16 protein-coding genes are annotated in these 13481 nt (G+C 71.3%); 6 read left to right on the top strand and 10 right to left on the bottom strand.

Translation table 11 applies throughout. The features are described 5' to 3' along the window. Window positions 1-11: 11 nt before the first annotated feature. Window positions 12-491 carry a glutathione peroxidase gene (locus B7K22_RS01555; protein WP_084038033.1) on the bottom strand — a complete coding sequence of 160 codons (480 nt, stop codon included), beginning with the start codon at window positions 489-491 and terminating at the stop codon, window positions 12-14. A gap of 43 nt (window positions 492-534) precedes the next feature. On the opposite strand from B7K22_RS01555, the gene B7K22_RS01550 reads away from it, so the two are divergent. The 3 genes from B7K22_RS01550 to B7K22_RS01540 are packed head-to-tail and all read left to right on the top strand — an operon-like array spanning window position 535 to window position 2603. Next, window positions 535-1290, top strand: coding sequence for an SDR family oxidoreductase (locus B7K22_RS01550; RefSeq protein ID WP_200807344.1), 756 nt, complete (start codon window positions 535-537; stop codon window positions 1288-1290). Window positions 1291-1327: 37 nt separating this feature from the next. Then, a complete protein-coding gene (locus tag B7K22_RS01545; RefSeq protein ID WP_084038032.1) occupies window positions 1328-2137 on the top strand; it encodes an SGNH/GDSL hydrolase family protein in 810 nt (269 codons plus the stop codon). After that, window positions 2124-2603, top strand: coding sequence for an NUDIX domain-containing protein (locus B7K22_RS01540; RefSeq protein ID WP_084038031.1), 480 nt, complete (start codon window positions 2124-2126; stop codon window positions 2601-2603). The genes B7K22_RS01545 and B7K22_RS01540 overlap by 14 nt, the downstream gene beginning before the upstream one ends. Before the next feature lie 92 nt (window positions 2604-2695). Here B7K22_RS01540 and B7K22_RS01535 read toward each other — a convergent pair whose 3' ends face one another. The 3 genes from B7K22_RS01535 to B7K22_RS01525 all read right to left on the bottom strand — a co-directional run bounded on the left by B7K22_RS01535 (window position 2696) and on the right by B7K22_RS01525 (window position 6212). Then, on the bottom strand, window positions 2696-4216 hold the full coding sequence (locus B7K22_RS01535) for an MDR family MFS transporter (protein WP_084038030.1): 1521 nt from the start codon (window positions 4214-4216) through the stop codon (window positions 2696-2698). Window positions 4217-4378: 162 nt separating this feature from the next. Beyond that, complete coding sequence (locus B7K22_RS01530; protein WP_084038029.1) at window positions 4379-5200, bottom strand: HAD-IIB family hydrolase; 822 nt, start codon at window positions 5198-5200, stop codon at window positions 4379-4381. A 10-nt stretch (window positions 5201-5210) separates the two neighbouring features. Further along, window positions 5211-6212: a YafY family protein gene (locus tag B7K22_RS01525; RefSeq protein WP_084038028.1), complete on the bottom strand. Its 1002-nt coding sequence runs from the start codon at window positions 6210-6212 to the stop codon at window positions 5211-5213. A gap of 62 nt (window positions 6213-6274) precedes the next feature. Here B7K22_RS01525 and B7K22_RS01520 point away from each other — a divergent pair, with 62 nt between their 5' ends. From B7K22_RS01520 to B7K22_RS01510, 3 genes are all read left to right on the top strand, one after another. Continuing rightward, entirely contained in the window at window positions 6275-7288 is a 1014-nt protein-coding gene (locus tag B7K22_RS01520; RefSeq protein WP_200807343.1) for an ABC transporter ATP-binding protein, read from the top strand. Further along, complete coding sequence (locus B7K22_RS01515) at window positions 7285-8070, top strand: ABC transporter permease (protein ID WP_084038027.1); 786 nt, start codon at window positions 7285-7287, stop codon at window positions 8068-8070. Before B7K22_RS01520 ends, B7K22_RS01515 begins: the two co-directional genes overlap by 4 nt. Before the next feature lie 70 nt (window positions 8071-8140). Next, a complete protein-coding gene (locus tag B7K22_RS01510) occupies window positions 8141-8848 on the top strand; it encodes an NADPH-dependent F420 reductase (RefSeq protein ID WP_200807342.1) in 708 nt (235 codons plus the stop codon). On the opposite strand, the gene B7K22_RS01505 is transcribed toward B7K22_RS01510, so the two are convergent. From B7K22_RS01505 to B7K22_RS01480, 6 genes are all read right to left on the bottom strand, one after another. Beyond that, entirely contained in the window at window positions 8845-9837 is a 993-nt protein-coding gene (locus tag B7K22_RS01505; RefSeq protein WP_371327639.1) for a pirin family protein, read from the bottom strand. The genes B7K22_RS01510 and B7K22_RS01505 overlap by 4 nt on opposite strands. Next, the gene (locus B7K22_RS01500) at window positions 9834-10121 is read right to left on the bottom strand and encodes a GNAT family N-acetyltransferase (protein WP_084038026.1); all 288 of its coding nucleotides are present in this window, start codon (window positions 10119-10121) and stop codon (window positions 9834-9836) included. The genes B7K22_RS01505 and B7K22_RS01500 overlap by 4 nt, the downstream gene beginning before the upstream one ends. A 64-nt stretch (window positions 10122-10185) precedes the next feature. Beyond that, the gene (locus B7K22_RS01495; RefSeq protein WP_084038025.1) at window positions 10186-10893 is read right to left on the bottom strand and encodes a CE1759 family FMN reductase; all 708 of its coding nucleotides are present in this window, start codon (window positions 10891-10893) and stop codon (window positions 10186-10188) included. Further along, window positions 10890-11354 carry a MarR family winged helix-turn-helix transcriptional regulator gene (locus B7K22_RS01490; RefSeq protein ID WP_084039632.1) on the bottom strand — a complete coding sequence of 155 codons (465 nt, stop codon included), beginning with the start codon at window positions 11352-11354 and terminating at the stop codon, window positions 10890-10892. Before B7K22_RS01490 ends, B7K22_RS01495 begins: the two co-directional genes overlap by 4 nt. Window positions 11355-11362: 8 nt before the next feature. Continuing rightward, the gene (locus B7K22_RS01485; protein ID WP_084038024.1) at window positions 11363-12547 is read right to left on the bottom strand and encodes a CE1758 family FMN-dependent luciferase-like monooxygenase; all 1185 of its coding nucleotides are present in this window, start codon (window positions 12545-12547) and stop codon (window positions 11363-11365) included. Between the two features lie 121 nt (window positions 12548-12668). Beyond that, on the bottom strand, window positions 12669-13460 hold the full coding sequence (locus tag B7K22_RS01480; RefSeq protein ID WP_234983259.1) for a fructosamine kinase family protein: 792 nt from the start codon (window positions 13458-13460) through the stop codon (window positions 12669-12671). Window positions 13461-13481: the final 21 nt, after the last annotated feature.

Below are 13481 nucleotides of genomic sequence, written 5' to 3'. Positions count from 1 at the left end.
ACGCGGGCCGCTCAGGCGGCGAGGGCGGCGCGGATGTCGTCGGCGATGTCGGCGGGCTCGGTCTGGGATCCGTAGCGCTTGACCACATGCCCGTCCCTGCCCACGAGGAACTTCGTGAAGTTCCACTTGATCGCCGAGCCGAGCCTGCCGCCGGCCTCCGACTTGAGCCATGTGTACAGCGCATGCTCGCCCTTGCCGTTGACATCGATCATCGCGAACATGGGGAACGTGACGCCGTAGTTGCGCTGACAGAACTCGCCGATCTCGGCGGCGTCCGAGAGCTCCTGCTTGAACTGATTGGTCGGGAAGCCCAGCACGACGAAGCCGTCGCCTCCGAACTGCTCGTACAGCTCCTCGAGTCCCTCGAACTGCGGCGTGAAGCCGCACCTGGACGCGGTGTTGACGACGAGCACCACCCGTCCCGCATAGGCGGAGAGGTCGCGCTCCTCGCCATCGAGGGCTGTGGCCGTGAAGTCGGAGATCGTCGTCATGGCTCCATCCTCACACGCTGGCCGCATGCGGCACGATGGAGGCGTGGCACGAGTGGCGGTGATCGGTGCGACGGGCAGCGTCGGCAGAGTGGTGGTGCCTGCCCTGGTGGCGGCCCGGCACGACACCGTCGCGTTCGTGCGCGACCCGGCGCGTGCATCGTCCCTGCCGCCGCAAGCCGAGCGCGTGGTAGGCGATCTCGACGACCCGGTCGCGCTCGCGACCGCACTGCGCGGGGCCGATGCGGTGGTCATGGTGCACGGCGCATCCGGCTCGGCGCGTCCGGAGGATGTGGACTACGGGGCCGTGCCGGCGGTGCTGCGTGCGACCGGCGGCACCCGACCCCACGTCGTGCTGATGACATCGATGGCCGTCACCCATGCGACCGGCAGCTGGCGCGAGGCCATGCACTGGAAGCGCAGGGGAGAGCGGCTGCTGCGTGCGTCAGGCCTGCCCGCGACGGTCATCCGGCCCGGGTGGTTCGACCTCGAGCCGGCGGGCCACCAGGCCGTCACGCTCGAGCAGGGCGACGCCACGCACGTGGACTCACGCCGTCCCGTCGCGCGGTCGCAGATCGCCGATGCGGTGGTCGCCTCGCTGAGCTGTCCAGCCGCACTCGGGGTGACGTTCGAGCTGTTCGCGAGTGCAGGCGCACCCGAGCGCGACTGGTGCGCACGCTTCGAGGCGCTGGCGCACGACGAGCCGGGGCGGCTCGACGGCGCCTGCGATCCGCGCGATCCACGGCTGGAGGACGAGCCGGAGCGCTTTCTCCGCGACCTGTCGGCCCTGCGCCGAGGCTGAGTACCGGCGCACCCCTGGCGCGGCTAGGCTCGCTCTCATGCGTTTTGCGGCGATCGGCGACAGCTTCACCGAAGGTGTGGGAGACGACCTCCCTGACGGTTCCGTTCGGGGATGGGCGGACCTCGTCGCGGCCGGGCTGGCTGCGGGACTCGACGAGCCCGTCGACTACGTCAACCTCGCGATCCGCGGACGCCTCATCGAACCGATCGTGCGCGACCAGCTCGAGGCCGCCCTGGCCCTGGAGCCGCAGCCCACGCTCATCAGTTTCAACGGCGGCGGCAACGACATGATGCGCCCGGGATTCGACCTCGACAGGATCGTGGGGCTGATCGAGCACGCGATCGACCGCTGCGCCCAGGAGGGCGTGGGACTGCTCCTGCTGTCGGGCGGCGACCCGACCATGCGCCTCCCGCGCGGAGCGATGATGTCCGACCGCGGGCGCATCTACCTGGAGGCCGTCGACGGCATCCTCGAGCGCCATCCCGAGCAGCTGTTCGTCGACAACTGGTCGGACCAGGAGCTGCGGCGCGCACCCTACTGGTCGGCCGACCGCCTTCACCTGGGCCCGCTGGGACACGAGCGCGTCGCGGCACGCGTCCTCACCGCGCTCGGCGTCGAGACGGACCTGCCGACGTCGACGGACAGTGCGCCCGAGTCGCGACGCGCCCTGGTCGAGGCGCAGTACTATGCGCGCTACGTGCTGCCGTGGATCGGGCGGCGACTCACGCGCCGGTCCTCCGGCGACGGGCGCACCGCGAAGCATCCCGAGTGGGTGCGCATCGATCCGACGGCGGTCCACCGCGCTGCGGACGCGCCACACGAGCCGGGGAAGCATGCCGACCCCTAACTTCGTGCTGCGTCTTCGCGAGGCCATCGGCCACGACCTCCTGTGGCTTCCGGGCGTGACGGCCGTCATCGTGCGCGAGACCGCGCTCGGCACGGAGGTGCTGCTCGTCAAGCGTGCAGACAACGGTGCGTGGACGCCGGTCACCGGCATCATCGACCCGGGCGAGCAGCCGGCAGGCGCCGGCGCCAGGGAGGCGCTCGAGGAGGCCGCCGTCATCGCGGTGCCCGAGGCCCTCGTGCGGGTGCGCGCGCTCGAGCCCATGACCTATGCCAACGGCGACCGAGCCCAGTACCTCGACCTCACCTATCGTTTCAGGTGGGTGAGCGGAGAGCCCTATCCGGCGGACGGCGAGAACGCTGAGGCGCGCTGGTTCCTGACCACCGAGCTGCCGGACCTGACCGCGGACATGAGCGAGCGCATCGGCGCTGCGCTGAGGGGCGACGACAGGGTCGACTTCCTGCCCTGACCGCTTCCCCCTCCAAGCGAAGTGGATCCCTTTCGCTGGTCTACGGCACTCGATCAGCGACAGGGATCCATTCCGCGGGCAGCGGGAGGGGGTCAGTGCGCCGCGACCGGCGCCTGGCCGTCGACCTTCTGGGGGCGGCGGATCAGCGTCGCGAGCCCGATCCCCACCGTTGCGAGCACGGCTCCGACCAAGAAGGCCGTGCGGATGCCGGCGGCCTGCGCCGCCGCCTCCGCCGCGCCGGCGTCCACCTGCGTGACAGCGACGGCCGTCATGGTCGACACGAACAGGGCCGTGCCGGCGGCGGCCGCGACCTGCTGCAGCGTCGAGATGGTGGCCGATCCGTGCGAGTAGAGGTGATGGGGCAGTGATCCCAGGCTCGCGGTGAACAACGGCGTGAAGATCAGAGCGAGGCCGGCGCTGAGGGTCAGGTGGCAGGCCACGATCATCCACGGTCGAGTGGCCGTGGACAGGCTCAGCGCCAGGATCCACAGGGCCGCCGCCACGAGCGCGGTGCCAGGGATGAGCAGCGGACGGGGGCCGATGCGGTCGTACAGACGGCCGACGGGCCTGGCCATCAGGCCCATCAGCAGGCCGCCTGGCAGCAGCATGAGGCCGGTCTGCAGCACGCTGAGCTCGAGCACGCCCTGGGTGAACAGCGGCACCAGGATGATGGTGCCGAACAGGGCCATCATGGCGACGATGAACATCGCGGTCGCCACGGAGAACGTCCTCTCACGGAACACGCGCAGGTCCAGCAGCGGTGCGTCGCGCTTCTGCAGCGCAATCTGACGCAGGGCGAAGATGGTCGTCACGATCACGCCCACCGCGACGAACCCGAGCGCGGCCGCGAGGTTGCCCTCCGCCGACTCGCCGATCTGCGACAGGCCGAACACCAGCGACCCGAACCCCACGGCAGCGAGCAGCACGGACAGGACGTCGAGCGGCGCCGGACGAGTCTCGTTGGTCGAGCGCATCTTGAGGAGGCCGAACACCAGCACCGTGACCGCGACCGGCAGGACGAAGACGAACAGGTACCGCCACGGCAGGAACTGCAGGATGATCCCGGAGATGGTCGGGCCCAGCGCGGGCGCGACGGAGATCACCAGTCCGATGGTGCCCATGCGCTTGCCGCGTTCGTGCTCGGGGACGAGCGAGATCACGGTGGTCATGAGCAGCGGCAGCATCACCGCCGTGCCGGTGGCCTGGATCACGCGGGCGAGCAGCAGCACCTCGAAGCCGGGAGCCAGCGCGGCGAGCGCGGTGCCGCCCACGAAGGTGCCCATCGCGCCCAGGTAGAGCGGCCGAGTCGGGAAGCGCTGCAGGAGCCATCCCGTGATCGGGATCACGATGGCCATCGTGAGCAGGAACGCCGCGGTGAGCCACTGCGCGTCCACCGCGGTGATGTCGAGGTCCTCCATCAGGTGGGGGATCGCGACGCCCATGATCGTCTCGTTGAGGATCACGGTGAACGCCGAGACGATGAGGACCAGGATCACGAGGTTGTCTCGCCGTGACGTGGTCTCGCGCTCGGTGTCGCGGGTGTCGCGGGTCGCGTCGACGGCCGTGTCGACCGGGACGCGCACCGTGCTCTCGGGCACAGGGGTGTCGGACATGGATCCTCCGGGGTGTGCGCGTCAGAGGTACGGAATCCACGCGGCGGGACGGCGCGATGCACACGCGGGGACGGACCATTGTCGCACTTCGCGGCGGGGTCCGGGAAGATCAACCGCCGGTCGCGGCGTGAGATTCCCTACCGCGTGGTCAGTGGCGCTGCGTCAGACCAGACCCACGCGCGCGAAGCCCTCCACGAGCCCACCGCGGTCGGGACCCGGCACGACCACGTCCGCTGCAGCGAGCACATCAGGGTGCCCGCCCTCGATCCCGATCGCGGTGCCTGCGTAGCGCATCATCTCGATGTCGTTGGGGCCGTCTCCCGCCGCGACCACCTGGGAGGTGTCGAGGCCGAGCGCCTCGACCACCGCGCGCATCCCGACCTCCTTGGTGATGTGCGCCAGGTACAGCTCGCCCGAGCCGCGGCCGAGGTCCTCGATGGACGTCTCCACTGCGGCCACCTCCCGCCCGATCTCCTGCGCGATCTGCGCCAGGGGGACGTCGGCCTCGAAGGAGACGATCTTCGCGAACCGCACCCCGGCGAACGTGTCCACCACGCGCCGCGCCGCGATGATGTCCTGCCACACCTGTGCCTGCCTGCCGCCGCCCGCCGGCGCCTTGGCGTCCATGGCGTCCCGTCCGCTGGGCAGCACGTACATCGCCTCCGTCGCCTCCACGGTGATGTTCGCGTGGTGGCGAGCGAAGGTGTCGAGAGTGCGCGCGGCGAGATCGGCGGGGAACGCCTCATCAGCCAGCACCCGGCCGTCGAGCTCCGCATAGGCGCCCGCGCCGCACACTGCGCCGTCGAACCCTGCCGCGAGGATCGCCTCGGACAGCAGGGCGCGCGGCCGTCCCGTGCACAGGAACACGCGGTGCCCTCTCGCGCGCACGGCGCGGACCGCCTCCACATGCTCTCCGGGCACGGAGCCGTGGGAGGCGTACGTGCCGTCGACGTCGAGGAACACTGCGCGGGGAGTAGCGGGCATGCCGCCCAGCCTAGGAGGGCTCGGGCGGGTCAGCGGACGGCGCCGGTGCTCTCTCGATCCCCCGCAGCATGGTCGTGAGCATCTGCGCGAGCGCGCTCCGGTGCGTCGGGTCGATCTCGACCGTCCAGTCGACGTCCTGCGGCAGCCACGACATGGCGTACATGAGGTCGCGCACGTCCGAGCCGCCGAAGCCCCACCTGGTGGTGCCGGGCGCGGGCGCGGTGGCGCCGTCCGCCCACACGCCCATGCGCGCCTCGAAGTCGGCGAGCGTCGTCGCGAGCACGGCGAACGCCTCGACCGGCTGACGCTGGGCGGAGCTGGCGACGAGGACGCGCTCGTCGATCTCCTCGCGGGTCAGCGCGTGCGGGGTGAAGCGGGCCCCCGTACCTGTGAGCCCCGCCATGCGGTCGAGGCGGAAGGTGCGCCAGTCCTCGCGCTCGAGATCCCACGCCACCAGATACCACCGGCCTCGTGCAGGCGCCAGCGCGTGCGGATCGACCCGCCGACGCGAGGTCCTGCCCTGGGCGTCTTCGTAGGCGAACCTGACGCGCTCGCGGTCCCGGCAAGCGAGCGCCACCTGCCCGAGCAGCGCGGGCAGCACGTCCGCACCCGGCCCGCGGGTGGGCGCCGTCATGGCCTGCGACAGCGCCGTCACCTTGCGGCGCAGCTGCGGCTCGAGCACCTGCTCGAGCTTCGCGATCGCTGACAGGGCGGTCGCGGCGCCGTCGACCAGCTGTTCAGCAGCCGCCACGCGCAGCCCGACGGCGATGGCGACGGCCTCCTCCTCGCTCAGCAGCAATGGCGGCATGGTGCCTCCCGACTCGAGGCGGTAGCCGCCCTCGCGGCCCGCGGTCGAGCCGATGCGGTAGCCCAGCTCTCGCAGGCGCTCGATGTCGCGGCGGATGGTGCGCTCGGTGGTGCGCAGCCGCGCGGCGAGCTCGGCGCCGGTCCACTGGCGATGGCGCTGCAGCAGGTCGAGCAGGGCGAGCGATCGGGCGGTGGTGTCGGCCATGCGACCAGAATCTCACGCAATGCGGACGAGAACTGTCCGCATAGGCGCCTACCGTGGGCGGCATGACCACTTCCATCATCGAGGCCGAGGGCCTCACCAAGCAGTTCAGTCGCGGCAAGACCACGGTCGACGCCGTCACCGACGTGTCCTTCACCGTCGAGCCGGGAGGCCTCGTCGCCTTCCTCGGCCCCAACGGCGCGGGCAAGTCCACCACCATCCGCATGCTCACCACGCTGATCCCGCCCACCTCGGGGGGCGCCCGCGTGGTGGGCCACGACATCGCGACCACACCCGAGCAGGTCCGCGCGCGCATCGGCTACGTCGGCCAAGGCACGTCGGGCTCGTTCGCGCAGCGCGTCCGCGACGAGCTGCTGAGCCAGGGCGCCTTCTACGGCGTGCCCGCGAAGCAGGCCAAGGCACGGGCCGATGCGCTCATCGAGTCGCTCGACCTCGCGAGCTTCGCGACGCGCACCGTCCAGCAGCTGTCGGGCGGGCAGAAGCGCAGGCTCGACATCGCACTGGGGCTCATGCACGCCCCGCCGCTGATCTTCCTCGACGAGCCCTCCACCGGCCTGGACCCGCAGAGCCGGGCCAACCTCTGGCAGCACATCCTCGACCTGCGCGAGCAGCATGGCACGACGGTCTTCCTCACGACCCACTACCTCGACGAGGCCGACCGCTACGCGGAGCGCGTCATGGTCATGGACGCCGGCCGCGTGATCGCGGACGACACGGCCCCGGCGCTCAAGGCGACCCTCGCGGGCGACGCGATCACGCTGGGGTTCGCCAGCGCGGCCGATGCGGATGCAGCCGAGGCCACCATCGGGAGGCTCGCCGAGCGCGCGACCACGCGTCCCGACGCCACGACGGTCGCGGCCAACGTCGACGACGGGGAGCGCCTGCTGCCGCGCCTGATTCGCGACCTCGACGCCCAGGGACTTGCCGTCGAGCGCGCCACGGGCGTCCCGCCCACCCTCGACGACGTCTTTCTCGCCCTCACGGGCCGGACCCTGCGCGAAGCGGACGCGGCGCACGAGACCACCCCCACCCCCGCCACCGAAGGAGCCTCATCATGACTGCTGTCGACATCACCCGTGCTGCCGGACGGTCCGGCGCGCGAGACACCTTCAACGTCATGCTCCGCGAGCTGCGCCCCGTCGCCCGCGATCCGTTCTCGGTGATCTTCTCGCTCGTCCAGCCGCTCGTCTTCCTGGGGCTGTTCACCCCGCTGCTCATCGGCACCTCAGGGGAGTCCACCGCGGACACGCTCGCGTGGTTCGTGCCCGGCGTGCTCGCGATGATCGTCCTGTTCGGCACCGGTGCGACGGGCTCGAACCTCCAGTACGAGATGATGACCGGCTCGCACGAGCGCACCCTCGTGGCTCCGCTGTCGCGCGCCTCGCTGCTCGCCGGCCGCGCGCTCAAGGAGGTCGTGCCCATCGTGGTGCAGGTGCTCGTGATCGTGGCGATCGCATGGCCGTTCGGGTTCCGCGCCAACCCGCTCGGCCTGCTCGTGGGCCTGGTGATTCTCGCGGCGTTCGGCGTGGGTCTCGGGTCGTTGTCCTACGCCCTCGCGCTCAAGACCAAGGATCGAGAGTGGGCGTTCTGGGCCGTGCAGCAGACACTGATCTTCCCGCTGCTGATCCTGTCAGGGATGCTGCTCCCGCTCGACGCCGGCCCCCGCTGGATGACCGTGGTGTCGACCTTCAATCCCGTCAACTGGGTGGTCCAGGCCGAGCGCCATCTCATGGCGGGGGACTTCGCACACGCGGCCGTGGGCTGGGGCGTGCTCGCCGCTGCTGCCACCGCGGCAGTGGGGCTCGCGGTCGGGATCCGCGCGATGAAGGTGAGCGACTAGGGCCGATGCACCCGCCGGGTCACGCCCGTGCGCTCGCCCGGCGATCGGTCGCCTGGCGTACGGTACGGGCGTGGACCCCATCGCACCGCCCTTCCCTCGCGACCTCGGCATCATCGGCGCCGGACGAGTGGGCCTGGCGCTCGCCGCGCTCGCCGACCATGCGCAGATCGATGTGGCCGTCGCGGCTTCGCGAGGGCCGGACGCGATCCAAGCGCAGGTCGAGGCGGCAGCGCCGCGAGCCCGAGCGGCGACGGTCGAGCAGGCCGCGGGGGCGCAGGTCGTGGTGCTCGCCCTCCCGCTCGGCAAGGTGCGTGCGCTCGACCCGAGCCAGTTCGACGGCGCGCTGGTCATCGACGCCACCAATTACTGGTGGGAGCTCGACGGGCATCTCGCTCAGTTCGAGGACCTCACCACGTCGTCGTCCGAGCAGGTGCAGCGGCTGCTGCCGGGGGCCCGGGTGGTCAAGGCCCTGAACCACCTGAGCGCCTACGCGCTCGAGGAGCTCGCTCGCGAGCGCGGTGAGCCCGACCGGATCGCCGTGGCAGTGGCGGGCGACGATCAGGGGGATGTGCGCGCGGTCCGCTCGCTCGTCGATCAGCTGGGCTTCGAGCCGGTCGCGGCGGGCGCTCTGGCCGAGGGCATGCGCTTCGAGCCGGGCACGGAGCTCTTCGGGGCCGATGCCGACGTCGCGGAGGCGCGCGAGATGCTCGCTCGCTTCTGGGACTCGCAGCGCGGGCGCGTGGTCGCGCGGGCTCGTCGCGAGGTGCCGCGCCCCTAGATTCTGCGCCGCCGCGGCGTCAGCCGCACTGCGGGGAGCGGGGGAGCGGGAATTCGTACGCCGTCCGCCTCGGGGACCACGCCGAACCGCGCGTCGTGAGCCTCCCAGGCCTCGCGCGCGTCGGCGATCTCCTCGTGGCTGCGCCCCACGAAGTTCCACCACATCACGAGGTCGTCGGCGAAGGGCTCGCCGCCGAGGACGAAGGCGCGAGCGCCCTCCCGCGTGCGGAGCGTGACCGAGGTGCGATCGGTGCCGAGGTACAGGATCGCGCTGTCCTGCGGGCGACCGAGCTCCACGCCGCCGTCCGCGATCACCTCGATGTCTCCGTCGATGTGGAGGATTCCGTGCTCCCAGGCGCGGTCGAGCGGCACCCGCGCCGTCGAGCCTGCCGGCAGCTCGACCTGAGCGCCCACAATGGGCGTGTGGACGCTCGCGGGCGAGCGCGCCCCGGCGAGCTCGCCGAGCACGACGGTCGCGGTCGCGCCTCCGGACAGCGCCACCGCGGGGAGCGTCGCATGAGTCTCGAAGGCCGCGCCCGCGTGCCGGGTCGACTCCGGCAGCGCCACCCAGAACTGGATCGCGTCGAGCTCAGTGTCGGGAGCGACGGAGTGCTCCGTGTGGGCCACGCCGCGGCCGGCCGTCATGAGATTGAGGGCTCCCGGCCGCAGCACCACGTGAGATGCGAGCGAGTCCCGGTGGCGCACCTCGCCTGTGAGCGGCCACGTCACCGTCTGCAGGCCCGTGTGCGGGTGGGCGTCGACCGTCATCGTCGTCACCTGCGGCCCGAACCGGTCGACGAAGCACCAGGCGCCGATGGTGGGCAGCTCTCGTTGAGGCAGGGCGCGCCTGACGGTCATGGACCGCAGTCCGCCCAACGGGACGTCGCGGGCCTCGAGCATGATCGCGCGCGGCCCGGGACGCGCGCTCGTGCCCATGCCCGCCTCCGCGACCTCGTCGGTCACGTCGGACGGCGCATCGAGCCGCGTCACCCCTGCTTGTCCACCAGCTGGAGTCCCGGCACGTCGTGGCGCTCGACGTAGGCCGCGACAGCACCGCAGATGGGCGCGACCGTCAGATTCTTCTCGATGGCGTCCTCGAGCGCCGCGGAGATCAGAGGCTTGGACAGCCCCTTGCCCTGATACGACTCGAGCAGCTCCGTGTGGGTCAAGGCGAGGACATCGCCATCGCGCTCCGTCTCGATGAAGCCTGCGAGGTCGCCATCGACGCGCAGCTCGTAGCGTTGCGCGTCCTCGTTCCAGGTCGTGTCGGTCATCGTGATCCCTTCGTCGGTGTGGATGGCGCCTAGGGCAACGCCCGCGCGCGACGCGGTCTTCCGTCTAGCTGTCCCGCAGGTCGAACGGCTCGTGCGAGCCGTCACGGAGCGAGCCGCCCGTGGCCAGCCGCATCATGTCCGAGTCGAGGTCGATGCCGAGCTCCGTGCCCCCTGCCGATCCGTACTCGTGCTGATAGCGAGCCCACGAGTCGTCGCGCACCTTTCTCGCGAAGCCCGACTCGACGAGGATCGCCAGCTCCGTGGCCGCGCGATCGATGCGGGTGCCGAGCGCCTTGTCGGTCCAGTCCTCGGTGGAGGCGAACAGGCCCGTCGGCACCGGCAGCGCGCGCAGGTAGGCGAAGAGCGCGCGCATCTCCCCGTCCACGACGAGCGCGTGGCGGGCGGTGCCCGCCGTCGCGGCGAGGATCACCGGCTTGCCGATGAGGAGGTCGTTGTCGAGCACCTGCAAGAAGCTCGTCAGCAGCCCTGAGGCGGCGGCCTTGTACACCGGCGCGGCGGCGATGATGCCGTCGGCGGCCTGCAGGCGCTCGATCGCCTGGGTGAACCTGGGTCCCATGAGCTGGCTCGACAGGGCCTGGGGCAGCTCCGGGAGCAGTTCGCGCAGGTCGATCGAGCTGACCGTGACGCTGTGCCCGCGGGACTCGAGGATCGCGACGGCGCGCTGGGTGGCCCGGTCGGCGAGCAGCCGCGTCGATGACGGGTCGGACACGCCGGCGCTGACGGTGACGAGGTTGTACGTCTCGGTGGTCATGGGGTCTCCTCCGTGAGCTTGCGAGAGAGGGTCTCGAGGAGCGCGAGCTCCTCATCGGTCAGTGCGGCAGTCATGGCTGCCGCGACGGCGCGACCGTGCGCGCGGCCGACCCGCCGCTGGAGCGCCCGACCCTCGTCGGTGAGCGAGAGGTGAGCCGCGCGCGCATCGGCGGGGTCGGCGCATCGGCCCACCAAGCCCTTGTCGACCAGGCGGTCGACCAGCCGTGACAGCGCCGGCTGGCTCAGCAGCACGTGCCTGCCGACCTCGCCCAGCCGCTGGGGGCCGGAGCACTTGGAGAGGGTGTAGAGCACGTCGTACTCGCGCATCGACAGCCCGTGCCACACGTCCTCGGTGCTGAAGCGGCGCATCAGCGCCGCGTGGGCGGCGAGCGATGCCTCCCACGCGTCGTTGGCGAGGTGCGTGCGGGACCTCGCCCGCGCATCGGCGCTCACAGTGCTCATCGCCGTGCTCACATCGAGGGGTACGCGGCGACGCTGGACTCGGAGTCCTGGTAGGGCGAGCCGCCCGTGACGTTGTCGCCGCGGTTGGCGTTCGGGCGGGGCTGGCGCGGCTCGGCATCGCCGTACTTGGCCTTGACAAGGCCCGCGTGCGTGGGCGCCTCGGCCGTGCCGGGCTCGCGCTTGGCGTCGAGCTCCTTGCGCAGGACCGGTACGACCTCGCCGCCCAGCAGCTCGAGCTGCTCGAGGACGATGCTCAGGGGCAGGCCGGCGTGGTCGATCAGGAACAGCTGGCGCTGGTAGTCACCGAACGCCTCGCGGAAGGTCAGCGTCTTGTCGATGACCTCCTGCGGGCTGCCCACCGACAGCGGGGTCATCTCCTCGAAGTCCTCCATGCGCGGTCCGTTGCCGTAGACGGGGGCCTCGTTGAAGTAGGGGCGGAACTGGTCGCGCGCGGCCTGACTGCTCTTCGCGATGAAGGCCTGGCCACCCAGCCCGACGATCGCCTCCTTCTGAGCGCCGTGCCCGTGCGCCTCGAAGCGGCGGCGGTAGAAGTCGATGAGGCGCTTGTAGTGCTCCTTGGGCCAGAAGATGTTGTTCGCGAAGTAGCCGTTGCCGTAGTACGCGGCCTGCTCGGCGATCTCGGGCGTGCGGATCGACCCGTGCCACACGAACGGCGGGACGTCGTCGAGCGGTCGCGGCGTGGACGTGAAGCCCTGCAGGGGGCCGCGGAAGTTACCCTCCCAGTCCACGACGTCCTCGCGCCACAGGCGGTGCAGCAGGTTGTAATTCTCGAGCGCGAGGGGGAGGCCCTGGCGGATGTCCTGGCCGAACCACGGGTACACCGGCGCGGTGTTGCCGCGGCCGAGCATCAGGTCCATGCGGCCCTTGGTGAGGTGCTGCAGCATCGCGTACTCCTCGGCGATGCGCACCGGGTCGTTGGTGGTGATGAGCGTGGTGCTCGTGGTGAGGATCAGACGCTCGGTCAGCGCCCCGATGTGCGCGAGCAGCGTCGTGGGCGAGGAGCTGAAGAACGGCGGGTTGTGGTGCTCGCCGATCGCGAAGACGTCGAGTCCCACCTCCTCGGCCTTCACGGCGATCTGCTTGATCGCGTCGATGCGCTCGGCCTCCGACGGCGTGTGGCCGGTGACCGGGTCGCGAGTGATGTCCGAGACGGACATGATGCCGAACTGCATGGGGTGCCTCCTGGAGTGCACATCGGTTCCTTGACCGCAATTATATGCGTTTGCATCTATCAACGCGACCGCCGCCGATTCATTCCCGCAGCGCTCCACATCTCGGCTCGAGCTCGTTCCGTCAGGCGGCGGCACCGGCGAGTCGGAGCGTCGCGCGAGCCGCCCGCGCGAGCTCGACGCCGTAGGAGCGCCCGTGGCCGGCAGCGTGCACCGCGAGGGGGTGCAGCTGGTGCACCGGCACCCGTTCCCGCCAGCCGGTCGCGAGGCGCGACCGCTCCTTGTAGCCCGCGAGAATCTCGTCGAGGTGCGGCGCGCCGAAGAGCGCCAGCATCGCCAGGTCGGTCTCGGGGTGCCCGCCGTGCGCGGCGGGGTCGATCAGGATGGCGCCGTCGGCGTCGAACAGTAGATTGCCCGCCCAGAGGTCGCCGTGGATGCGTGCTGGCGCAGTGGCATCGTCGAACGTGCCGCTGGCGACCACCGCGCAGGCCTCACGCACCTGCTCCTCCTCGGCGGCGGTGAGATGGCCGTTCGCCACCGCCGGCGCCAGGAATGGCTCGACCCGAGCCTGTGCGTAGAAGGCGCCCCACGCGTCGGCGGTGTGGGAGGGCATCTCGCGGGAACCGATGTACAGCGGGCCGTCCCAGCCTGCGGGCGGCGACCCGAAGGCGTCGGCGCCGGCCCCGTGCGTGCTCGCCAGGTCGCGCCCGAATGCACGCGCCGCCTCGGGGGTGGGGCGGGACGGGACGATGCGCTCGAGGACGATGCGACCAGGCTCTGCCTCGAGAACGGTTGCCACGCGAGCCCCGCGCGCGGCGGCCAGCCAGCGCAGCCCGGCCGCCTCGGCCTCGAAGAAGCCTGCCGGAGCATCGGAACGCGTCTTGGTGAAGGGCTGCATCACCGACCACGATCCCATAGCGCGCGCCTCGAGCGCGCG

It is taken from the genome of Demequina sp. NBRC 110053 (assembly GCF_002090095.1).
In the GTDB taxonomy this organism is placed as follows: Bacteria; Actinomycetota; Actinomycetes; order Actinomycetales; family Demequinaceae; genus Demequina.
This window is presented reverse-complemented; position numbering and strand designations above follow the sequence as displayed.

Coding starts and splice junctions, on each gene's coding strand:
- B7K22_RS01500 (WP_084038026.1), bottom strand. CDS start 10,121: ATGACCGACACGACCTGGAACGAGGACGCGCAACGCTACGAGCTGCGC.
- B7K22_RS01525 (WP_084038028.1), bottom strand. CDS start 6,212: ATGGCCGACACCACCGCCCGATCGCTCGCCCTGCTCGACCTGCTGCAG.
- B7K22_RS01520 (WP_200807343.1), top strand. CDS start 6,275: ATGACCACTTCCATCATCGAGGCCGAGGGCCTCACCAAGCAGTTCAGT.
- B7K22_RS01545 (WP_084038032.1), top strand. CDS start 1,328: ATGCGTTTTGCGGCGATCGGCGACAGCTTCACCGAAGGTGTGGGAGAC.
- B7K22_RS01535 (WP_084038030.1), bottom strand. CDS start 4,216: ATGTCCGACACCCCTGTGCCCGAGAGCACGGTGCGCGTCCCGGTCGAC.
- B7K22_RS01485 (WP_084038024.1), bottom strand. CDS start 12,547: ATGCAGTTCGGCATCATGTCCGTCTCGGACATCACTCGCGACCCGGTC.
- B7K22_RS01540 (WP_084038031.1), top strand. CDS start 2,124: ATGCCGACCCCTAACTTCGTGCTGCGTCTTCGCGAGGCCATCGGCCAC.
- B7K22_RS01480 (WP_234983259.1), bottom strand. CDS start 13,460: ATGGGATCGTGGTCGGTGATGCAGCCCTTCACCAAGACGCGTTCCGAT.
- B7K22_RS01490 (WP_084039632.1), bottom strand. CDS start 11,354: ATGAGCACTGTGAGCGCCGATGCGCGGGCGAGGTCCCGCACGCACCTC.
- B7K22_RS01555 (WP_084038033.1), bottom strand. CDS start 491: ATGACGACGATCTCCGACTTCACGGCCACAGCCCTCGATGGCGAGGAG.
- B7K22_RS01530 (WP_084038029.1), bottom strand. CDS start 5,200: ATGCCCGCTACTCCCCGCGCAGTGTTCCTCGACGTCGACGGCACGTAC.
- B7K22_RS01495 (WP_084038025.1), bottom strand. CDS start 10,893: ATGACCACCGAGACGTACAACCTCGTCACCGTCAGCGCCGGCGTGTCC.
- B7K22_RS01515 (WP_084038027.1), top strand. CDS start 7,285: ATGACTGCTGTCGACATCACCCGTGCTGCCGGACGGTCCGGCGCGCGA.